Source organism: Agrobacterium sp. rho-8.1 (assembly GCF_033957725.1).
GTDB lineage: Bacteria > Pseudomonadota > Alphaproteobacteria > Rhizobiales > Rhizobiaceae > Agrobacterium.
Genome location: NZ_CP192788.1, coordinates 2,242,684 through 2,262,472, shown reverse-complemented (window position 1 = coordinate 2,262,472; position 19,789 = coordinate 2,242,684). Strand labels below are relative to the sequence as shown.

The 19,789-nt window shown below is 56.4% G+C and carries 21 protein-coding genes; 17 read left to right on the top strand and 4 right to left on the bottom strand.

Annotated features, from left to right (window positions below; genetic code table 11):
- Window positions 1–69 precede the first annotated feature (69 nt).
- Both RMR21_RS11245 and RMR21_RS11240 read left to right on the top strand, forming a co-directional pair.
- A complete protein-coding gene (locus RMR21_RS11245; protein WP_498668103.1) occupies window positions 70–1,188 on the top strand; it encodes a branched-chain amino acid ABC transporter substrate-binding protein in 1,119 nt (372 codons plus the stop codon).
- 139 nt (window positions 1,189–1,327) lie between these two features.
- On the top strand, window positions 1,328–2,047 hold the full coding sequence (locus RMR21_RS11240) for a polysaccharide deacetylase family protein (RefSeq protein WP_498668102.1): 720 nt from the start codon (window positions 1,328–1,330) through the stop codon (window positions 2,045–2,047).
- On the opposite strand, the gene RMR21_RS11235 is transcribed toward RMR21_RS11240, so the two are convergent.
- The gene (locus RMR21_RS11235; RefSeq protein ID WP_498668101.1) at window positions 2,031–2,603 is read right to left on the bottom strand and encodes an AAA family ATPase; all 573 of its coding nucleotides are present in this window, start codon (window positions 2,601–2,603) and stop codon (window positions 2,031–2,033) included. The two genes, RMR21_RS11240 and RMR21_RS11235, sit on opposite strands and share 17 nt — an antisense overlap.
- A gap of 127 nt (window positions 2,604–2,730) precedes the next feature.
- On the opposite strand from RMR21_RS11235, the gene RMR21_RS11230 reads away from it, so the two are divergent.
- On the top strand, window positions 2,731–2,964 hold the full coding sequence (locus tag RMR21_RS11230; RefSeq protein ID WP_498668100.1) for a hypothetical protein: 234 nt from the start codon (window positions 2,731–2,733) through the stop codon (window positions 2,962–2,964).
- A gap of 54 nt (window positions 2,965–3,018) precedes the next feature.
- Here RMR21_RS11230 and RMR21_RS11225 read toward each other — a convergent pair whose 3' ends face one another.
- The 3 genes from RMR21_RS11225 to RMR21_RS11215 form a co-directional block, all read right to left on the bottom strand.
- Window positions 3,019–3,945 (bottom strand): response regulator, encoded by a 927-nt coding sequence (locus RMR21_RS11225; RefSeq protein ID WP_498668099.1) that lies wholly within the window; start codon window positions 3,943–3,945, stop codon window positions 3,019–3,021.
- The gene (locus tag RMR21_RS11220; protein ID WP_498668098.1) at window positions 3,942–7,334 is read right to left on the bottom strand and encodes a hybrid sensor histidine kinase/response regulator; all 3,393 of its coding nucleotides are present in this window, start codon (window positions 7,332–7,334) and stop codon (window positions 3,942–3,944) included. Before RMR21_RS11220 ends, RMR21_RS11225 begins: the two co-directional genes overlap by 4 nt.
- A gap of 109 nt (window positions 7,335–7,443) precedes the next feature.
- Window positions 7,444–8,478, bottom strand: a complete 1,035-nt coding sequence (locus tag RMR21_RS11215) for a glutamine synthetase beta-grasp domain-containing protein (RefSeq protein ID WP_498668097.1) — start codon at window positions 8,476–8,478, stop codon at window positions 7,444–7,446.
- A 483-nt stretch (window positions 8,479–8,961) separates the two neighbouring features.
- Here RMR21_RS11215 and RMR21_RS11210 point away from each other — a divergent pair, with 483 nt between their 5' ends.
- The 14 genes from RMR21_RS11210 (at window position 8,962) to RMR21_RS11145 (ending at window position 19,740) form a co-directional block, all read left to right on the top strand.
- Entirely contained in the window at window positions 8,962–9,162 is a 201-nt protein-coding gene (locus RMR21_RS11210; RefSeq protein ID WP_498668096.1) for a DUF2735 domain-containing protein, read from the top strand.
- A 186-nt stretch (window positions 9,163–9,348) separates the two neighbouring features.
- A complete protein-coding gene (urtA, locus tag RMR21_RS11205; protein ID WP_498668095.1) occupies window positions 9,349–10,638 on the top strand; it encodes an urea ABC transporter substrate-binding protein in 1,290 nt (429 codons plus the stop codon).
- A gap of 278 nt (window positions 10,639–10,916) precedes the next feature.
- The gene (gene urtB, locus RMR21_RS11200) at window positions 10,917–12,524 is read left to right on the top strand and encodes an urea ABC transporter permease subunit UrtB (protein ID WP_498668094.1); all 1,608 of its coding nucleotides are present in this window, start codon (window positions 10,917–10,919) and stop codon (window positions 12,522–12,524) included.
- Window positions 12,521–13,672 carry an urea ABC transporter permease subunit UrtC gene (gene urtC / locus RMR21_RS11195; RefSeq protein WP_498668093.1) on the top strand — a complete coding sequence of 384 codons (1,152 nt, stop codon included), beginning with the start codon at window positions 12,521–12,523 and terminating at the stop codon, window positions 13,670–13,672. The genes urtB and urtC overlap by 4 nt, the downstream gene beginning before the upstream one ends.
- A 5-nt stretch (window positions 13,673–13,677) precedes the next feature.
- Window positions 13,678–14,439: an urea ABC transporter ATP-binding protein UrtD gene (urtD, locus tag RMR21_RS11190; protein WP_498668092.1), complete on the top strand. Its 762-nt coding sequence runs from the start codon at window positions 13,678–13,680 to the stop codon at window positions 14,437–14,439.
- Window positions 14,440–14,514: 75 nt separating this feature from the next.
- Window positions 14,515–15,033, top strand: a complete 519-nt coding sequence (locus tag RMR21_RS11185; RefSeq protein ID WP_498668091.1) for a hypothetical protein — start codon at window positions 14,515–14,517, stop codon at window positions 15,031–15,033.
- A gap of 14 nt (window positions 15,034–15,047) precedes the next feature.
- Entirely contained in the window at window positions 15,048–15,743 is a 696-nt protein-coding gene (gene urtE / locus RMR21_RS11180; protein WP_498668090.1) for an urea ABC transporter ATP-binding subunit UrtE, read from the top strand.
- A 252-nt stretch (window positions 15,744–15,995) separates the two neighbouring features.
- Complete coding sequence (locus RMR21_RS11175) at window positions 15,996–17,219, top strand: CE1 family esterase (RefSeq protein WP_498668089.1); 1,224 nt, start codon at window positions 15,996–15,998, stop codon at window positions 17,217–17,219.
- Window positions 17,150–17,977, top strand: a complete 828-nt coding sequence (locus RMR21_RS11170) for an urease accessory protein UreD (RefSeq protein ID WP_498668088.1) — start codon at window positions 17,150–17,152, stop codon at window positions 17,975–17,977. The genes RMR21_RS11175 and RMR21_RS11170 overlap by 70 nt, the downstream gene beginning before the upstream one ends.
- Window positions 17,978–18,053: 76 nt before the next feature.
- Entirely contained in the window at window positions 18,054–18,356 is a 303-nt protein-coding gene (locus tag RMR21_RS11165; RefSeq protein WP_174153780.1) for an urease subunit gamma, read from the top strand.
- 9 nt (window positions 18,357–18,365) lie between these two features.
- Window positions 18,366–18,623 (top strand): DUF1272 domain-containing protein, encoded by a 258-nt coding sequence (locus RMR21_RS11160; protein ID WP_498668087.1) that lies wholly within the window; start codon window positions 18,366–18,368, stop codon window positions 18,621–18,623.
- An 18-nt stretch (window positions 18,624–18,641) separates the two neighbouring features.
- Window positions 18,642–18,947, top strand: coding sequence for an urease subunit beta (locus tag RMR21_RS11155; protein ID WP_498668086.1), 306 nt, complete (start codon window positions 18,642–18,644; stop codon window positions 18,945–18,947).
- Window positions 18,948–18,949: 2 nt separating this feature from the next.
- Window positions 18,950–19,306 carry a GFA family protein gene (locus RMR21_RS11150; RefSeq protein ID WP_498668085.1) on the top strand — a complete coding sequence of 119 codons (357 nt, stop codon included), beginning with the start codon at window positions 18,950–18,952 and terminating at the stop codon, window positions 19,304–19,306.
- A 14-nt stretch (window positions 19,307–19,320) separates the two neighbouring features.
- Window positions 19,321–19,740 (top strand): lysozyme inhibitor LprI family protein, encoded by a 420-nt coding sequence (locus RMR21_RS11145; RefSeq protein WP_498668084.1) that lies wholly within the window; start codon window positions 19,321–19,323, stop codon window positions 19,738–19,740.
- The last annotated feature ends 49 nt before the right edge of the window (window positions 19,741–19,789 follow it).

The window sequence follows — 19,789 nt, the reverse complement described above, 5'->3', positions numbered from 1 at the left end:
CTGATCAGTTAAGGTGGGTGCTGAGCAGGCAGGGATAAACAACCCAACCATGGAACTGGGAGTAATATAATGAAGAAGTCTCTTCTTTCCGCAGTTGCGCTGACCGCAATGGTCGCCTTCAGTGGTTCTGCCTGGGCTGACATTCTCGTCGGCGTCGGCGGCCCTCTGACAGGCCCGAATGCGGCCTTCGGCGCACAGCTCCAGAAGGGTGCTGAGCAGGCTGCGGCAGACATCAATGCTGCTGGTGGTATCAACGGCGAACAGATCAAGATCGTTCTGGGCGACGACGTGTCCGACCCGAAGCAGGGTATCTCGGTTGCCAACAAGTTCGTTGCTGACGGCGTCAAGTTCGTTGTTGGTCACTTCAACTCCGGCGTTTCCATTCCGGCGTCCGAAGTGTACGCAGAAAACGGCATTCTCGAAATCACGCCTGCCGCCACAAACCCTGTTTTCACCGAACGCGGCCTTTGGAACACATTCCGCACCTGCGGACGTGACGACCAGCAGGGCGGCGTTGCCGGCAAATATCTTGCCGACAATTTCAAAGGCGCCAAGATCGCCATCGTTCATGACAAGACCCCATACGGTCAGGGTCTTGCAGACGAAACCAAGAAGGCCTTGAACGCAGCAGGCGCGAAAGAAGTCATCTACGAAGGCATCAATGTCGGCGACAAGGACTTCTCAGCTCTGATCGCGAAGATGAAGGAAGCGGGCGTATCGGTCATCTATTGGGGTGGCCTCCATACAGAAGCCGGTTTGATCATCCGTCAGGCCGCAGACCAGGGTCTGAAGGCCAAGCTCGTTTCCGGTGACGGCATCGTCTCCAACGAACTGGCTTCCATCGCAGGCGACGCCGTCGAAGGCACGCTGAACACATTCGGCCCTGATCCAACCATCAACCCTGCCAACAAGGATCTTGTTGCCAAGTTCAAGGCTGCAGGCTTCAACCCTGAAGCTTACACGCTCTATTCCTACGCTGCCGTGCAGACGATCGCTGCTGCCGCCAAGGATGCAGCCTCGGTTGATCCAGAAGCTGTTGCTGCTGCGATGAAGAAGGGCAAGTTCATGACCGTTCTCGGCGAACTTTCCTTCGACGCAAAGGGCGACCCGAAGGCTCCTGGTTACGTCATGTACGAGTGGAAGAAGGGCCCGGACGGCAAATACAGCTACTTCCAGCAGGGCAGCTAAGTCCTGCCGAAATTTAAACGGAAGCCCGGCAGCGATGCCGGGCTTTTTTCGTTGAAAGGCCCGCATCTCGTTATCGCCACAATGGAGACATCAAGGCGGATCACACATCGGTATGTGAAAATTGCAATTAGGGATAGAGATGACGACGCGGCGCACTCTAACGGGCTCCGGCATTCTTGCCATCTTGCTGGTCGTGGTCGTATCGCTCCATATGTTCAGCAATGCCAGAACGACCCAATTGTTCGGGGACATCATTGCCCGGGTTGAAACGGACAAGCCCGTCGTGGCCCTGACATTCGACGATGGTCCTTCAGCGCGCTTTACGAAAGACGTGTTGACGATCCTGAAAGACAGGAACGTGACGGCGACATTTTTCCTGATCGGCAAGGAGACCGCTGAAAATCTGCCGCAAGCGCGGCTCATTGTCGATGCCGGACATGAGATCGGCAATCACTCCTACACCCATTCCAACATGGCGTGGATGGGGCCGGGCAGCGTGAAAGATGAGATAGAGCGCACGGATGCCGCCATCCGAACGGCTGGATATCAGGGTGAAATCCTGTTTCGCCCGCCCTATGGCAAAAAACTGCTGACCCTGCCGTGGTATCTTTGGCAGCACGATCGCAAGACGATCATGTGGGATGTCGAGCCGGAATCCTTTGCCGACATTGCCGGGAATGTCGACGCCATGACGCGCTATGTCATCGACAACGCCAGAAACGGCTCCATCATTATCCTGCATGTGATGTATCGTGGAAGGGATGTCTCCCGTCAGGCCTTGCCCCAGATCATCGACGGGCTGCGCCAGCGTGGCTTCGGCTTCGTGACAGTCTCGGAGTTGCTCAAAGACCGGACCTAATGCTGCGACGTGAGTGCTTATCTTTCAGGCGGCTTAAAACCATGTCGGCACGTTCGCTTGTGGTTGTTTTCGCAAGAATAATGGTCTCGTAGCCCAGTGTGCGATAGTCGCGCATAAGCCTCTCGTATTCCGCTTCGGCTGCACCAAAATCATGTTGACGCTCGCTGTCCGTGACATAGATGTCCAGCCAGGGAGGCGTCATGAAGACAATAGGGTTATATCGGTGATGCAGCTTCAGCGTCAGAAGCAAACCATCTCCGCCAACATGGTGGAGGGCAGAAGCGGCATCAATCAGGCCTCGGTCGAAGAATACCCAGTCGCTATCAGGCGCTTGCGTGTGATCCGCCAATGCCATCGAGACGGCACGGCGAGCAAAAGCTTCCATATCGATCCATGGAAGGGCAGTGCCGCCAGAGCTCAGTTCAGCCGAAACGATCCGTCTGCCGGGTTCTTCGATGGTGGCGTAACCACGTCTTGCCAACTCCGCCAGCAGGGTGGATTTGCCGCCGCCGGAACAGCCGGAAATGACGACCAGATTATCTGATGTTTCATTCATCCCAGTGTGCCTCCAACTCTTGAAAATTTTAACTTTTTAGTTCCGAAACATTACCGTGTATTAATGTTCGAGACGGGAACCGAAAGCCAGATGTGACGTTTTGCTGGACAATCAATGAGGTCTTAAAATGAAAACTCTTCTCATCTCGTCCCTGATCGCTGTTTCGTCTGTCATCACCTTCGCGGCACCGTCATTTGCGCAGGGTGTAACCGTTACGACGACCGAACGCGTCGTCCGTCAGCCCGTACGTGATGAATACCGTCCGCGCCATCATCGTGCTCCACGCGATTGTTTCGTCAAAAAGGTTCGCACGAAGCATCACGGCCGGGTCGTCGTGCGGGAAACCCGCGTCTGCCGCTAACCGGTTGGTTTGAGTTTAAAGTTCGGAACGCGGGCGCAGTATCGGCGCCCGTTTTCATGTGTCGTGCAGGATATGGGCTGCCTTAACGGCGGCAGACGCACGGTTTTCAACGCCAAGTTTGACGTAGATCTGTTCAAGGTGCTTGTTCACGGTGCGAGACGATAGCCCGAGAATGTCTCCGATGTCCCGGTTGGATTTGCCTTTGGCGATCCAAAGCAGGACCTCGGATTCTCGGGTGGTCAGTGAAAAATGCTGGCGCAACATCACATCCGCAGATTTGTCGCTGGCGGCCATCAGCCGGAACAGATGCTCATCCGGCCCCATCGCTCCAAGAAATGTCAGTTGTAACATGGCGCGGTCCGCCTGTTGGATGGTGAGCGGCAGATCTCTCGACGTATCGTTTCTGCGGTTGGCCAACCACTCTGCGACGTGTTGCGTGACGATCTCAAGACCGTCATCCCGCCCTGTTGCAGCATTGACCAGCCGTGTTGCCTGCGGCGTTGACCAGTGGATCGCTCCGTTGCTGCGCACAGCCAGGAGATGGCGTCCTGCTGCATCCAGCGCGACCCGCGCGCTTTGCGCAGAACGTGCGTTGGACAAATGGACGCGAATTCGAGCACGCAATTCATCTATGTTGATCGGCTTGGTCAAGTAGTCTACGCCACCGGCCTCAAGCGCCCGGACGACGTGCTCCGTTTCGGTCAACCCGGTCATGAATATGACCGGAACCTGCGTCACCGCCGCGTTGGATTTCAGCCGCATGCAGGTCTCGAACCCATCCATCGACGGCATGACCGCATCGAGCAGGATGACATCTGGCGTGATGCGTTCGGCGATGTTGAGAGCAGATTGTCCTGAGGTGGCGATCAGGACAGAAAAGCCCGATTGCTCCAGCGCATCAGTCAGGAAGCCCAGCGCGTCAGGGCTGTCATCGACCAACAGAACGATATCCTTCGCTAACGCGGCAGTAGATACGCTCATGGTTGACGCTCCTTGTGTCCGGCACTCTCGAAACGGCTAAGAAATGCGGCATAACCCGCCATGTCGAAGGCGTGCACGTAACTTGCCAGTTTTTCGGTAAAAGGCAGGTTCTCTGATGTTCGTGCGAGATCGTTGAGCTTTGCCTCGATACCGCGTATATAGCCAATTTCACCCAGTTGCTGCAAATCCTTGATGTGCGACGGCCCCGGCGTGGTGATTTCGGCCTTGGCGGGTTTGACCGGTGCGGGCGTATCAGCTTCATAGACCCACGTAAGGCCTAGATGCACGGCGAGCTTGTCGCAGAGACGGCGGAGATCGACCGGCTTGGCGATCGTATCGTTGTGATTGTCGTCGCCCGCACCGGCGATTGAGCCATCGCCGATATTGGCCGAAAGCATGATGAGCGGCGCTGTCTGCCCCGCCTCGCGCAATTTCGTCACGAGCTGCCAGCCGCTCATGCCGGGCATGGAGATGTCGATGAGGAAAAGGTCTGGCTGAACGCCTTCAATAAGTGTCAAGCAATCCGGGCCGCTCTGTGCTGTAAGTACGACGAAATCCAGGGGACCTAGGACCTCGCGCATCAGTTCGCGGTGATCCTCATTGTCATCGACGACGACGATGGTCCGACGCTGGCCCGAATAGGAGACAATGGTTTTTTCCGGGGCAGGGGTCGTATTTGGACGATGAACTGCCGACAGCATCAAACGCACCTTGAAGGTCGAACCCTTGTCCTTTTCGCTGACGACAGAGATTTCCCCGCCAAGCGTGTTGGTGAGAAGCTGTGTGATGGTAAGCCCCAGACCGAGGCCTGGCATAGGACGAATGCTCTCTGCCTCACCACGCTGGAACGGCTCATAGATGCGGCTCAAATCCTTTTCGGCAATGCCGCGTCCGGTATCCGAGATGCTAAAGGTTGCCACCTGACTGCGATAGGCGACATCGAAGTTCACGGTACCAGTATCGGTGAACTTGATGGCATTGGAGAGAAGGTTGACGAGGATCTGGCGCAGGCGCTTCTCGTCTGTGCGGACATATTGGGGCAGGGCACGGGTGCGTTCATGTTTCAGTTCCAAGCCCTTTGCCTGTGCCTGTGGGCGGAACAGATCAATGATCTGGTCGAGAAAATCCTGAATGTTGATTTCGTTGGAGTAGACCTGCAAGCGGCCCGCTTCGATCTTGGAGATATCAAGGAGACCGTCTATCAGGCCGGAAAGATGATCTGCGGAACGGCGGATAACCTTGATGGCCGACTGGCGCGGTTGCGGAATTGTCTCGTCACGCTCGAGGATTTGCGCATAGCCGAGAACGGCGTTGAGCGGCGTGCGCAATTCGTGGCTGAGGCCGACCACGTAACGGCTTTTTGCGCGGTTGGCGGCTTCCGCCGTTTCCTTGGCATTTTGAAGCGCTGCGTCGGTTTTCTTGTGGGCCGCGATTTCCTTGAGAAGGAGCGTGTTCTGGCGTGAGGATTCCTCTTCCGCGACAACGCGACTGTCATGGGCAAGAACCAGAAACCAGCAGACGATGCCAGCGATAACGGCAAAGACGAAGAAAACGGCGAGGATGGTGCGGTTCACCACATCGACGGTGGTGGGCGAGGCCGTTCCCACCTGGTGAGCGATCAATGCGAGTGTCGCACCGAGTATCGCGATGGCAAGCGCTGCCGACATGACGTATCGGCCCAGACGGCTTGATAGCCGGGCCACGAGATCATTCGGCAGGAACGTACGGGCGACGGTTGCCACCTGATAGTTCAGTTTAGCTTTCGGCTTGCACATATCGTGGCAGCGGCTGTCCAGCGAGCAGCAGAGCGAGCAGATTGGCGCGGCATAGGCCGGGCACCAGGCCATGTCTTCCGGCTCGAACGGATGTTCGCAGATGGAGCAGGTAATGCTGCTTTCCTGCTTCCATTTCTGTCTCGGCTTGCGGGCAAGGTAGAATTTCCCCTTGGTGCCCCAGGCGATCAATGGCGAGACTGTAAAAGCGACGACGAGGGTGAGATAGGGCGCCAGGGATGCTGCTAAAGTACCGAATAGTCCGAAGTGGGCGGTGAGAGCGATGGTTGCGGCCAGCGCCATTGTGCCAACGCCCACGGGGTTGATGTCATAAAGATGTGCGCGCTTGAATTCGATGCCGGGTGGCGCAAGGCCGAGCGGCTTGTTGATGAAAAGATCAGCCGAGATCGTGCACAGCCATGCCATGGCGACGATGGAGAAAATGCCGAGTGTTTCCTCCAGCAGTCGGTAAATTCCAAGCTCCATCAACAGCAATGCGATCAGCACGTTGAACACCAGCCAGACGACGCGACCGGGGTGACTGTGGGTAAGGCGGGAAAAGAAATTTGACCAGGCTAGTGACCCGGCATAGGCGTTCATGACGTTGATCTTCAATTGCGAAACGACGACGAAGGCCACCATCAGCAACAGGGCGGCGTTTTCATTGGGTATCATGTAGCCGAACGCGGTGAGGTACATCTGCGAGGGATCGGCCGCGCGGTCCACGGGAACGCCGGAGCTGAACGTCAGCACGACGAGGAAGGAGCCCGCCAGAAGTTTCGGCACGCCAACCAGAACCCAGCCCGCGCCTGCCAGAAACACGGTAAACCGGTGTCGCAACTTCAGCTTGCCATCGGCGGGCAGGAAGCGAAGGAAATCCACTTGTTCGCCGATCTGCGACATCAGCGCCAGGATGACGGCAGAGGCAGCTCCGAACTCCACCAGATTGAAATCCGCAACGGTTCCGGGCGGACCGGAAGCATGGTGGATGCCCGCAAAGGCGCGCCACAGATCGAATTTCTCCCAGTCCAGAAATGCAATGAAGATGAAGGGCAGGATGTTGAGAACGATCCAGAAGGGTTGGGTGATGATCTGGAAACGGCTGATAAGGCGCACGCCATGGGTGACGAGCGGGATGACCATGATGGCCGAAACGATGTAGCCGATCCACAGTGGGATGCCGAGCGCCAGTTCCAACGCGCCGGACATGATCGACGCTTCGATGGCAAACAGCATGAAGGTGAAGGCGGCATAGATGAGCGAGGTGATGGTGGAGCCGATATAGCCGAAGCTTGCGCCACGTGTCAGCAGATCGATATCGACGCCATAGCGGATGGCGTAACGGCTGATCGGCACACCCACGGCCAACATGACGGTCGCAGCGACGAGAATAGCGAAAAAAGCGTTGGTCGTGCCGTAGGAGAGCGTAATCGCGCCGCCAATGGCTTCCAGGGCCAGAAAAGAGATGGCACCGATGGCAGTGTGGGAGATGCGGCTGGAGGAAAATTGGCGGGCGCTTTTGGCCGTAAAACGCAGCGCGTAGTCTTCGAGCGTCTGGTTGGCAACCCAGCGATTATATTCGCGGCGGACGGGGATGATGCGTTGCCGTGCGGCCATGCCAGTTTTCCAGAGGCTTCAGGAAGCCAATTGCCGGGTCGCGGGGCCGGTGGCTGTAGGCTCACAGAAAAATGGCGTCGCCCCAACCGGGCGACGCCATTCTTATAAATCAGGCAGCTGCCGACTTTGCGAGCGGCACTTCTGCAATCGTCTTCAGAACGACGGACGCGATCTGGTAAGGGCAGCCCTGTGAGTTCGGACGACGGTCTTCAAGGTAACCCTTGTAGCCGTTGTTGACGAAGGAGTGCGGTACGCGGATCGACGCGCCACGGTCAGCAATTCCGTAGGAGAACTTGTTCCATGGTGCTGTTTCGTGCTTGCCCGTCAGGCGCAGATGGTTGTCCGGGCCATAAACGTCGATGTGTTCTTTCCAGTTCTTTTCGAAAGCACCCATGAGCGCTTCGAAATACTCCTTGCCGCCAACTTCACGCATGAACTTGGTGGAGAAGTTGCAGTGCATTCCGGAACCGTTCCAGTCTGTATCGCCGAGCGGCTTGCAGTGGTATTCGATGTCGATACCGTACTGTTCCGTCAGGCGCTGAAGCAGATAGCGAGCAATCCAGATCTGATCGGCGGCGCGCTTGGAGCCCTTGCCGAAAATCTGGAATTCCCACTGACCCTTGGCCACTTCTGCGTTAATGCCTTCATGGTTGATTCCAGCTGCAAGGCATTGGTCTAGGTGCTCTTCAACGATTTCACGAGCGACCGCACCGACACTGCTGGCGCCAACGCCGCAGTAGTACATGCCCTGCGGAGCAGGGTAACCCTGATCAGGGAAGCCAAGTGGGCGGCCGTTCTCGTAGAAGAAGTATTCCTGCTCGAAGCCGAACCATGCATCTTCATCGTCGAGAATGGTTGCGCGGCTGTTGGACGAGTGTGGTGTAACGCCGTCCGGCATCATGACTTCGCACATAACGAGTGCGCCGTTTGTGCGGGCAGGGTCAGGATAGAGAGCGACTGGCTTCAGAACGCAATCGGAGCTGTGACCTTCGGCCTGCATGGTGGAGGAGCCGTCGAAGCCCCAGAGCGGAAGCTGCTCGAGTGTCGGGAATTCGTCGAATTCCTTGACCTGCGTCTTGCCACGCAAGTTTGCGACCGGCTTGTAACCATCCAGCCAGATGTACTCGAGTTTGAACTTAGTCATTACGAACCTCTCATAGGTTAAGATGCGAAGCCTTGATATCCTTCTGCGGGTGAAACTGTCTTTCGAACCGCCCCGCTTTCAAGTGCTGCCCAGACAGAAGCATTCCCCGTGCCAGTTTGACGACGAGAACCAGTGAGTCGTCTTTTTTTGGCGCGACTGGGTTCCTGAAAGCAGAAAAACGAAAAATACTCCGAAGATGAATTTTGGAAAATACTTTGATTTTCTGTGTTTTTACGCGGGCAGGCACAGTTTCTGATCAAAAATGATGCCGTTTCTCCGACGAAGCGTATTTTTCCCGCAGAAATTTCTGAGTTTCCGACGCGATCTGCATAAAGACTGTTCTTTAGACCTTCGTGATTTTGATTTGTCTATTTTTTAGGCGTTTTGATATTTTTTTAATCAGAAGGGATGTTTTTCGGCTTTTTTCGGCGTATATTCGGGTTGAGGCAACAATGCTGGCTATTCAACGAAAGAGTGAATGTCATGAGAAGCGATCCGCACATGGAAAGTGCAACGATCTACCAGTTCCCCGTCGGTGGCCGTGCAGGCTTTAAAGGTCTCCGTAAAGACGCGATCCTCCATGGGCCGACCGTCGCCGCACCGAAGACACACATCGATTTCGACAGTTGGTATCATCAGGAAGCGATCCAGGAAAATTCGGACCTCGGCAAGCCTCACAACTGAGCGTTCGACCAGACACCCTGACCCGCCTTCATGCGCGGGTGAGGTGAGGCGAGATTTCCTGTTTCGCCACCCCGCCTACGTCAATTGACGTATACGGTTTTGCAGATGCGAGACCGATAGTCCCCTCCAGCAGCGGTAAAATAACCGCTGAGCCCAAAGAGGCTGAACAGGAGAGGGGTCCTTCCTATGACGTTAAAGAAAATGCTGTCCGGCGCTTTGCTCGGTGCTATTTTGTCCACCACCGCATTCCACGGTGCATTCGCCGCTGACGACACCATCAAGGTCGGTGTGCTCCATTCGCTCTCCGGCACCATGGCGATTTCCGAAACAACGCTGAAAGACGCCATGTTGATGCTCATCGACGAGCAGAACAAAAAGGGTGGTGTTCTTGGTAAGAAGCTCGAAGCTGTCGTCGTCGATCCTGCATCCGACTGGCCGCTCTTTGCTGAAAAAGCCCGCCAGCTGATCAGCCAGGACAAGGTCGCCGCCGTATTCGGCTGCTGGACGTCGTCCTCACGCAAATCCGTTCTGCCCGTTTTCGAAGAGCTGAACTCCATCCTCTTCTACCCCGTTCAGTATGAGGGTGAAGAATCCTCCCGCAACATTTTCTACACCGGTGCCGCTCCAAACCAGCAGGCCATTCCGGCTGTCGATTATCTCGCCAGCACCGAAGGCGTCGAGCGCTGGGTTCTGGCTGGTACCGACTATGTCTACCCACAGACCACCAACAAGATTCTCAAGGCCTATCTGGAATCTAAGGGCGTGAAGCCTGAAGACATCATGGTCAACTACACGCCATTCGGCCATTCCGATTGGCAGACAATCGTTTCCGACATCAAGAAGTTCGGTTCGGCTGGCAAGAAAACCGCCGTCGTGTCTACGATCAACGGCGATGCGAACGTACCCTTCTACAAGGAACTGGCAAACCAGGGCGTAAAGGCCGAAGATATTCCAGTCGTTGCCTTCTCTGTCGGTGAAGAAGAACTTGCCGGTCTCGATACGGCTCCGCTGGTCGGCCACCTTGCCGCCTGGAACTACTTCCAGTCCGTCGATGCGCCTGTGAATGCCGAGTTCATCAAGGAATGGCATGCCTTCACCAAGAACGACAAGCGTGTAACCAACGACCCGATGGAAGCCGCCTATATTGGCTTCAACGCATGGGTAAAGGCTGTGGAAGCCGCTGGAACGACCGATACGGACAAGGTTCTCGATAGCATCATCGGCGTATCGGTACCGAATCTGTCTGGCGGCTACGCCACCGTCATGCCGAACCACCACATCACCAAGCCGGTGCTGATTGGTGAAATCCAGGCGGATGGCCAGTTCGAAATCGTGCAGCAGACTGCGCAGGTCGTGGGCGACGAATGGTCAGATTATTTACCGGACTCGAAGGACTTGATCTCCGATTGGCGCAAGCCGATGGAGTGCGGAAACTTCAACGTCGCCACAGGTAAATGCGGTGGCAAGGGTAAGTAATCCTCGCCTCTCGGCCCCTCCACAGAATCGGAGGGGCCTCAATGTCTGCACAGACGCTTTCACCACTCTCGACGTCATCCTCGGGCTTGACCCGAGGATGTGCCACCACTTCTCCAAACTCTTCGTCAGCGAGAAAATGCCGCTGCTGTTGCAGATCCTCGGGACAAGCTCGAGGATGACGTTGGGTTGGGATTGCTCTGAGGTGGAACGCGCCGTCGCTTACAGTTCTGCTTGCCGGTTTTCAAACACTGTGCTCGCTCCAAGGGGGACTTGGGATAATGTTTCTTCGTGTTTTGCTCATCATCGGCGTGCTGCTTGGCTTCGCTGCGCCCTCCGTTGCGCAGCAAACCGACCCCAAAGCCCTCATCAACGCACTCGGCACCGCAGACTTCAAGCAGGCAGAAACCCTGACCGGGCAGATTGCCGCAACAGGCGACCCGCGTGTCGTGCCAGCGCTCGAAGCATTTGCGGATGGTGACCTCTACATTCGCAAATCCGACAATCTGGTTTTTATGACCAAAGCTGCGGGTGCCAATTTCACGCTGATCGATCCGCTGACCGGTGAGAGTGCTGGCGAAGCGCCGAAAGCTGGCGTTACCAAGATCAGGGTCAATAACAATCTGCGCCGCATCATCCGCGCGGCGCTAGGCGGATTGACACTTCTTAGCCCGGAAAAATCCGTTCGTTTATCTGCTGCCGATGCCGTGCTGAAAGCGCCGAGTGCTGAAAATCTGCAATTGCTGGAGACAGCACTGGCAAAGGAAACCGACGCGCAGGTTCGCACCCGTATGGAAGAGGCGAAGGCCGTTTCTCTGCTTGCCTCTGATCGTTCGATTGAGGAAAAGCGAGCCGCTATCGAGACCATCAGAAATCTCGGTGGACGCGGTGCAATCAGCATTCTGATGGCGGCTTCGTCGGTCACGGATTCCAGCCTGAAACCCGATGTCGACGCGGCGATTTCAGATATCGAGAGCACGCTTGCGCTCTGGGATGCGGCGCAGAACATCTGGTATGGCCTGTCGCTGGGCTCGGTTCTGTTGCTGGCGGCCATTGGTCTGGCCATTACCTTTGGCGTGATGGGCATCATCAACATGGCGCATGGCGAGATGGTGATGATCGGCGCTTACTCCACCTTCATGGTGCAAGAGGTGATCCGCAGCAATTATCCTGGCCTGTTCGACTGGTCGCTGACCATTGCGCTGCCGGTGGCGTTTCTGGTCACGGGTGCTGTCGGTCTCGTGATGGAACGTGGGGTTATCCGTTTTCTCTACGGGCGTCCGCTGGAAACATTGCTGGCAACCTGGGGCATTTCTCTGATGTTGCAGCAGGGTGTGCGGTCCATTTTCGGGCCGACCAACCGCGAGGTCGGCAATCCCAGCTGGATGTCTGGCTCGTTCAGCGTCGGTTATCTGAACTTCACCTGGAACCGCGTCTGGATCGTCTGCTTCTCGCTGTCAGTGTTCTTTGCCTTGCTCGTTCTGCTCAAGCGCTCTGCTTTTGGCCTGCAAATGCGCGCTGTGACCCAGAACCGTCGCATGGCGTCATCCATGGGTATCCGCACGCCGTGGGTGGATGCGTTCACCTTTGCGCTCGGCTCCGGTGTTGCCGGGCTGGCGGGTGTCGCACTCTCACAGATCGACAATGTGTCGCCCAATCTCGGCCAGTCCTACATCATCGATAGTTTCATGGTCGTGGTGTTCGGCGGCGTCGGTAATCTGTGGGGCACGTTTGTCGGGGCGCTGACGCTCGGCGTGCTCAACAAGTTCCTTGAGCCGACGGTGGGCGCGGTACTCGGCAAAATCCTCGTCCTTGTTCTCATCATCCTGTTCATTCAGAAGCGGCCACGCGGTCTCTTCGCACTCAAGGGAAGGGCGATCGAAGCATGATTACCGGCTTCCTCCTTCGCGCGCTCGACCGCCGAATTCTGATTGCCATCGGCATTATTCTGGCCATTGCGGTGCTCGTCCCCGCATCCAACCTTTTGCTTCCCGCAGACAGTGCCTTCCGCATTCCGACCTACATCATGTCGATGCTGGGCAAGTATCTGTCCTACGCAATCCTTGCGCTGGCGCTTGATCTGGTGTGGGGATATTGCGGCATTCTGTCTCTTGGCCACGGCGCTTTCTTTGCCCTCGGCGGTTATGCCATGGGCATGTATCTGATGCGGCAGATCGGCACCCGAGGAACCTATGGCCATCCCATTCTGCCAGACTTCATGGTGTTTCTGAACTGGAAGGAACTGCCGTGGTTCTGGCACGGCTTCGACATGTTCTGGTTCGCCATGTTGATGGTGCTGGTTGTTCCAGGCTTGCTCGCATTCGTCTTTGGCTGGTTTGCCTTCCGCTCCCGCGTTAACGGAGTCTATCTCTCCATCATCACGCAAGCCATGACTTACGCTCTGCTGCTGGCCTTCTTCCGCAACGATATGGGCTTTGGCGGCAATAACGGCCTCACGGATTTCAAGGATATCCTCGGCTTTTCCGTGCAGGCAGATGGCACCCGCGCGGTTTTGTTTGCAATGACAGCCATCATGCTGGCGCTGTGTCTGCTGATCGCATCCGGCATCGTCAATTCCAAGTTCGGAAAGGTGCTGGTGGGCGTACGCGATTCCGAGAGCCGGGTGCGTTTTCTGGGTTTCCGCGTGGAAAACATCAAGCTCTTCACCTTTGTCGTCTCGGCCATGATGGCGGGTATCGCCGGAGCCTTGTTCGTGCCGCAGGTGGGCATCATCAATCCCGGTGAGTTCTCGCCAGCCAACTCCATTGAAGTCGTCGTTTGGACGGCAGTCGGCGGGCGCGGAACTTTGATCGGGCCGATCCTGGGCGCAATCCTGGTCAATGGCGGCAAGAGCTATTTCACCGGTGCATTTCCCGAGTTCTGGCTGTTTGCGCTGGGCGGACTGTTCATTGCGGTGACACTGTTTTTCCCCAAGGGCATTGTCGGTACCGTTCAGCACTATCTGGCAGGACGGCGCGAGAAACGGCAGGTGGCGTCCACCGAAGCTGCCAAGACGGCGCAACAGGCAGCGGAGTAACGGATATGAACACGGTTTCTGAAAACAGAAAGAAAAGCTTGCTCTATCTGGACGGCGTTTCTGTCTCCTTTGATGGTTTCAAAGCGCTGAACTCGCTGTCCTTCGTGGTCGAGCCGGGCGAACTGCGCGCCATCATCGGTCCCAATGGTGCGGGCAAAACGACGATGATGGACATCATCACCGGCAAGACGCGGCCCAACAGCGGCACGGTGCTGTTTGAAGACAGCATAGATCTGACGAAGAAAGATGAGGCGGACATCGCCCAACTCGGAATCGGCCGTAAGTTTCAAAAGCCAACCGTCTTCGAAAGCCACACGATATGGGACAATCTGGAGCTTGCGCTGAACCGCAAACGCGGCGTGTTCGCCACCCTGTTCTACCGGCTGACGGAAGAGGACAAGCTGCGCATCGAGGAAATCCTCGCGACCGTGCGCCTCTCCCATCGCCGCAACGATCTGGCCGCCAATCTTTCGCACGGACAAAAGCAGTGGCTGGAAATCGGCATGCTGCTGGCGCAGGAGCCGAAATTGCTTCTAGTTGACGAGCCGGTGGCGGGCATGACGGATGCCGAGACAGCGGAGACTGCTGTGTTACTGAAAGAGATCGCGAAGACCCGTTCCGTGGTGGTGGTGGAACACGATATGGGCTTCATCCGGGACCTCGGTGTCAAGGTGACGTGCCTGGCCGAAGGCTCGGTGCTGGCCGAAGGGTCGATTGATTTCGTGTCGAACGATCCGAAGGTGATCGAGAACTATCTGGGGCGTTGAGAAGGGCAAGAGAAGACTTGAACGTGCAATCACAACCCGCTTTAAATGAGAAAATTTAAATCTGGAGTTGATCGAATGGCGTTGGTTGGATTGTTGGTCATGGCTGTCGGGGGTGCTGCTATCTGGTATTGGCGGCTCAAGATGATGAAGGAAGCGGGAAGCGAGATTATCGATAAGGTGGAGAAAATGCGCGGCGCCTACAAACGCCGATCATTCCGCAAGAAAGCCGAAGTCGCACCCATCGCCTCCATCCGTGATCCGGCCATCGCCGCGGTTGCGTTCTTCATGTGCCTTGCCAACGAAAAGCCGATGCATATCGAGGCTGCCAAAGCCGTGGTGCGCGAGAGGATGGAGGGCATCATTTCTCCTGCGGATATGGAGGAAATCATTGTTTTCGGGGAGTGGGCCTCAAAGAATGTCGTCAACCCGGAAGACCCGATCCGCAGATTTCGTGATTTGTGGGCAAATGCGCTCGATATGGATGAGCGTCTCCAGTTGATCGATATCGCCGATGCTGTGGCCCTCGTGGGCGGTGAAAAGACAAATGAGCAAGAACTTGCCCTTCAAGCCTTGCGACGAACGTTACTGAACTAGGACAGGTGGATGGAATGCTGAGCGTTGACAACATCAATCTTCACTATGGCGCGGCGCAGGCTTTGCGCGGCATTTCGCTGAATGCTGAAATGGGAAAGATCACGTGCGTCCTTGGTCGCAACGGTGTCGGCAAAAGTTCGCTGTTGCGGGCCGTGACGGGGCAACATGCGCTCAGCAGCGGCAATATCAGTTTTGGTGGCGAAAGCCTCAACGGTCTCGCACCTTACCAGCGCGCCAAACGCGGCGTGGGCTATGTGCCGCAGGGACGGGAGATTTTTCCGTTGTTGACCGTGCAGGAAAACCTGCAATCGGGTTATGCGCCGCTGCCGCGTAAAGAGCGGTTCATTCCGGATGATATTTTTAGCCTGTTTCCCGTGCTGCAATCCATGCTCGCGCGCCGGGGTGGCGATCTTTCCGGCGGGCAGCAGCAACAACTGGCGATCGGCCGTGCATTGGTGACGCGCCCGAAAATTCTTGTTTTGGACGAGCCGACGGAAGGCATTCAGCCATCGATCATCAAGGATATTGGCCGGGCAATCAAGTATTTGCGGGATTCGACGGGTATGGCGATCTTGCTGGTGGAGCAGTATCTTGATTTCTGCCGGGAGCTTGCCGATTACGTCTACATCATGGATCGCGGTGAGATCGTCCACGAGGGAGCGGCAGAGACGCTGGACACACTGGAAGCACGACGTCATCTCACAGTATAGAACGACGATTTGAACGAAAGATGTGCTCACGGACAAATAAAACATTACAAAAATGTGACCGCTATGCACGGCTGCATAGCAATCATGCGCAATTTTAGCGTTTCATTGACTAAAAACGTATGTTATTGGCAACGAAACTGCTGCATGCAAGACACAATGGCGAGGCCATCTGCATGCTGCTCCCGTCGATCCCTTACATTCCACGTATTTTCCGGCATACTGTCGGGGACTTGTGCCAATAAAGGCGTGCCGATGAATTTTACGACTGCTGCTGGCCGGATGTCCCGGTTTGTTCGTTCCGTCCGCGCCATTGCCGCGGGATTTGCCATTCTCACGGCCACAAGCTCCGCAGCCTTTGCATCAAGCTGCGGTGAGACCACTCAGCCGGGTAGACACGCGTTTTCGCTAATGTCTGAGGGGTCTAAACGCAACGGTGTTTATTTTGTTCCGTCTTCTTATGACGGTCGTAAAAAAATGCCTGTCGTGTTTGATTTTCATGGCAGCAACAGCAATCCGAACGGACAACTGGACCGCAGTGGTTGGGACAAGGTCGGCGAGCGTGAAGGCATTATCGTCGTGGCGCTTCAGGGCAGCCTGAGTGGCGAATTGCCGGGCACGAATGCCTGGAACGTTCCCGGCGTGACGAAGCGTGATGGCGGCCTGGATGAGCCTGGTTTCATCCGCGATGCCATCGGCATGGTCAAGTCCAAGCTGTGCGTGGACGAGGCGCGGTTCTACGGCTCCGGCTATTCCGGCGGAGGGCGCATGTTGTCGCAATATCTATGCAGTGGCAGCAACGATTTTGCCGCGGCAGGTTTCGTTGCCTCGCTGCGCGCTGGCCTTCCTCAGGAAAATGAGGGCAAGTGGGCCCCGGACGCAAAAAGCTGCGCGCCTGCAAAGCCGCTGTCCATCGTCGCTTTTGCTGGCCTGAAGGATCCGGCCAACCCCTATCAGGGTGGCGGAAAGCCATATTGGCAGTATAGCGGCGAGATAGCGTTGAAGCGCTGGGCGGAAATGGATGGCTGCAAGGGTGCGGTCAAGAGCAAGTCCACCGACAGCTTCACGGTTAACTCCTACGATGTCTGCAAAAGTGGCTCACGCATCCATTCCTATGTCATCGATGCGTGGGACCATGCATGGCCACGTGCGACGATGAAGGCGGATGTCGTTGCATCGGCCGCGGCCATCATCCGCAAGCCATCAAGCGACGCCACGGCGAAGGTGCAGCAGGTGGTGGAGCGCAAATTGCCTTCGACAGATACGGTCCAACGGCTTGATGCGGCTGAAAGAATGTGGGACTTCTTCCAGAATACGGAAGGGCAGATGGTTGTCGACGCCACCGCGAAGACGGATTGCTCGGTGAAAGCGGTTCCCGCTTCCGCATCCGCCAAAGCTTTGGAGACCACGTGCAGCCAGACCAGCAAATCATCTCTCAACAGCGCCCGCAGCGTGCCCGCGGTCGAGGGCGCATTGTAACGAAAGCTTTGGCAGGACGCAGCCGTCTGGACGAATTGTTTCAGGAAGGCTGCGCCAAGATCAGGCTTCCCGAGACGTTCTCTCATGAAATGGAAGCCATTCTTATCAACTCCTCCGGCGGATTGACCGGGGGAGATGAAATCGAATGGCAAGCGGTGGCCGGCGCAGGTACATCGTTGGTGGTGACGACGCAGGCCTGCGAAAAAGTCTACAAGGCGGCGTCCGGCACGACCACGGTTACAGCCCGCATATCCGCTGGCCCGCACGCCAAACTTCACTGGCTCCCGCAGGAAACCATTCTCTTCAACCGCGCTTCGCTGACCCGCCGGCTGGAAGCGGATATCGATGCTTCCGCCGAATTCATCGCTGTCGAAGCTGTTCTTCTCGGTCGTCAAGCCATGGGCGAAGCGATGGAAGAGGGGTTGTTTAGGGATCGGTGGCGCATCCGCCACGGCGGCAGGCTGGTTCATGCCGAGGATATCAGGCTCGATGGGAGAATTGCCGAACTGACCAGTGCCGCCCCGGTTCTTTCCGGCCAGGTGGCATTCGCGACACTCCTGTATATCGGCCCTCTCGCTGAGGCTCTTTTGCCTAAAATACGTGCTGTTGCCGGGTTTTCCGGCGGTGCTAGCGAATGGCAGGGAAAGCTCGTGGTGCGCCTGTCGGCTTCGGACGGATTTACCTTGAGAAAAATGCTGTTTCCGATCATTTCGCTCTTGCGGAATGGTGCGCCAGTGCCGAAAGTCTGGAATCTCTGATGCGCGAATTGAATAAGAGTTCGAGTGTCCTTTATGCGTCCTCAACAACGCATGGCGCTCTACAGACGGGACAAACATGAACCTCACCCCCAGAGAAAAAGACAAGCTTCTGATTTCCATGGCCGCCATGGTGGCGCGTCGGCGTCTGGAACGAGGCGTAAAGCTCAATTACCCTGAAGCCATTGCCCTGATTACCGATTTCGTCGTCGAAGGTGCGCGCGATGGCCGCGCTGTCTCTGATTTGATGGAAGCCGGCGCGCATGTCATTACCCGAGATCAGGTCATGGATGGCATTGCCGAGATGATCCATGACGTGCAGGTGGAAGCGACGTTTCCGGATGGTACCAAGCTGGTGACCGTTCACGAACCCATTCGCTGAGGACGCATCATGGCACTTGAGCTCCGTCCTAACTGTGAATGCTGTGACAGGGATCTGGCCCCCAATAGCTTGGATGCCGTCATGTGTTCGTTCGAATGCACCTATTGCAGCGACTGCGCCACCAATGTGCTAGGTGGCAAGTGTCCCAATTGCGGTGGAGAACTGGTGCGGCGTCCGATCCGTCCGGCGGAAAAGCTTGTGAACAATCCGGCTTCGACGAAGCGGGTTTTGAAGGCACAGGGTTGTTTGCCCGCCAAAGCTGCGTGACGATGAGAGGAAAAGATCATGATCCCAGGTGAAGTCACTGCCGCAGATGGCGAGATCGAACTGAATGCCGGGAAACCGACCACGACAATCGAGGTTTCCAATACGGGCGACCGGCCTGTTCAAGTCGGTAGCCATTATCACTTTGCGGAAACCAACGCGGCTCTGGCTTTCGAGCGGGGGAAGGCGCACGGCATGCGTCTGGATATTCCTGCGGGAACCGCTGTTCGCTTCGAACCCGGCCAGAAGCGCGAGGTGACGCTGGTGCCGTTTTCCGGCAAGCGTGAAGTCTATGGTTTTCGCAAACTCGTCATGGGGAGGCTTTGACTATGAGTGCCGAACATTATAACGGAAGCTGCCAGTGCGGTGCAGTGAGTTTCGAGGTCGATGCCGATCTGGACAGAACGGTGGCATGCAATTGCTCGCGCTGCAAACGGCTCGGTTCCGTGCTCACCTTCGTACCGAAAGACCAGTTCACGCTGCTCTCAGGCGAAGGCCATCTGACAGAATATCTTTTCAACAAAAAACAGATACAACATCTTTTTTGCGGTGATTGTGGCGTAGAAAGCTTTTCCTACGCCAACGCGCTGGATGGCACGCCGATGGTGGCGGTAAACGCCAATTGCCTCGATGGCGTTGATGCACGTTCGCTGAAACCACACGCCTATGACGGTGCTTCGGCATGATCTCATGCATTCAGATGCTTCGTTTTTCATGCGGTCTCGTGCTGCTTTGCACCACCCTGCCATCGGCCGGTTTTGTCCGTGATGTCCGCGCACAGGATACACCGGACTGTGCCGAGCCGACGACGCAGAGTGACATGAACAGCTGCGCCGCGCTCGATTACGAAGCAGCAGACAAGGATTTGAATAAGGCCTATCAGCAGGTTCGCAAAAAGATGGGTGATTGGGACAAGAGCACCGACGACGACAGCAAGGGTGCAGTCGAAGCCCTTGTCGCCGCCCAGCGCGCCTGGGTAGAATTCCGCGATGCCAACTGCGAAGCGACAGGTTTTCAGGCGCGGGGAGGATCGATGGAGCCGATGCTCGTCTCCTCTTGCCTTGCCGATATGAGCACCAAACGCGCCGCAGAACTTCGTGAGCTTTCGGACGGTTTCTGATGGTGTCGCGGGTGGAGCAGCCACCAACATCTGATAGCCATCGTCGCCT

Bases quoted from the DNA above. Each gene is read 5' to 3' on its own strand.
- urtB (WP_498668094.1), top strand. From the start codon at position 10,917: ATGTTTCTTCGTGTTTTGCTCATCATCGGCGTGCTGCTTGGCTTCGCT.
- urtA (WP_498668095.1), top strand. From the start codon at position 9,349: ATGACGTTAAAGAAAATGCTGTCCGGCGCTTTGCTCGGTGCTATTTTG.
- urtC (WP_498668093.1), top strand. From the start codon at position 12,521: ATGATTACCGGCTTCCTCCTTCGCGCGCTCGACCGCCGAATTCTGATT.
- urtD (WP_498668092.1), top strand. From the start codon at position 13,678: ATGAACACGGTTTCTGAAAACAGAAAGAAAAGCTTGCTCTATCTGGAC.
- RMR21_RS11240 (WP_498668102.1), top strand. From the start codon at position 1,328: ATGACGACGCGGCGCACTCTAACGGGCTCCGGCATTCTTGCCATCTTG.
- RMR21_RS11235 (WP_498668101.1), bottom strand. From the start codon at position 2,603: ATGAATGAAACATCAGATAATCTGGTCGTCATTTCCGGCTGTTCCGGC.
- RMR21_RS11230 (WP_498668100.1), top strand. From the start codon at position 2,731: ATGAAAACTCTTCTCATCTCGTCCCTGATCGCTGTTTCGTCTGTCATC.
- RMR21_RS11220 (WP_498668098.1), bottom strand. From the start codon at position 7,334: ATGGCCGCACGGCAACGCATCATCCCCGTCCGCCGCGAATATAATCGC.
- RMR21_RS11150 (WP_498668085.1), top strand. From the start codon at position 18,950: ATGAGTGCCGAACATTATAACGGAAGCTGCCAGTGCGGTGCAGTGAGT.
- RMR21_RS11165 (WP_174153780.1), top strand. From the start codon at position 18,054: ATGAACCTCACCCCCAGAGAAAAAGACAAGCTTCTGATTTCCATGGCC.
- RMR21_RS11215 (WP_498668097.1), bottom strand. From the start codon at position 8,478: ATGACTAAGTTCAAACTCGAGTACATCTGGCTGGATGGTTACAAGCCG.
- RMR21_RS11175 (WP_498668089.1), top strand. From the start codon at position 15,996: ATGAATTTTACGACTGCTGCTGGCCGGATGTCCCGGTTTGTTCGTTCC.
- RMR21_RS11245 (WP_498668103.1), top strand. From the start codon at position 70: ATGAAGAAGTCTCTTCTTTCCGCAGTTGCGCTGACCGCAATGGTCGCC.
- urtE (WP_498668090.1), top strand. From the start codon at position 15,048: ATGCTGAGCGTTGACAACATCAATCTTCACTATGGCGCGGCGCAGGCT.
- RMR21_RS11160 (WP_498668087.1), top strand. From the start codon at position 18,366: ATGGCACTTGAGCTCCGTCCTAACTGTGAATGCTGTGACAGGGATCTG.
- RMR21_RS11225 (WP_498668099.1), bottom strand. From the start codon at position 3,945: ATGAGCGTATCTACTGCCGCGTTAGCGAAGGATATCGTTCTGTTGGTC.
- RMR21_RS11210 (WP_498668096.1), top strand. From the start codon at position 8,962: ATGAGAAGCGATCCGCACATGGAAAGTGCAACGATCTACCAGTTCCCC.
- RMR21_RS11155 (WP_498668086.1), top strand. From the start codon at position 18,642: ATGATCCCAGGTGAAGTCACTGCCGCAGATGGCGAGATCGAACTGAAT.
- RMR21_RS11145 (WP_498668084.1), top strand. From the start codon at position 19,321: ATGCTTCGTTTTTCATGCGGTCTCGTGCTGCTTTGCACCACCCTGCCA.
- RMR21_RS11185 (WP_498668091.1), top strand. From the start codon at position 14,515: ATGGCGTTGGTTGGATTGTTGGTCATGGCTGTCGGGGGTGCTGCTATC.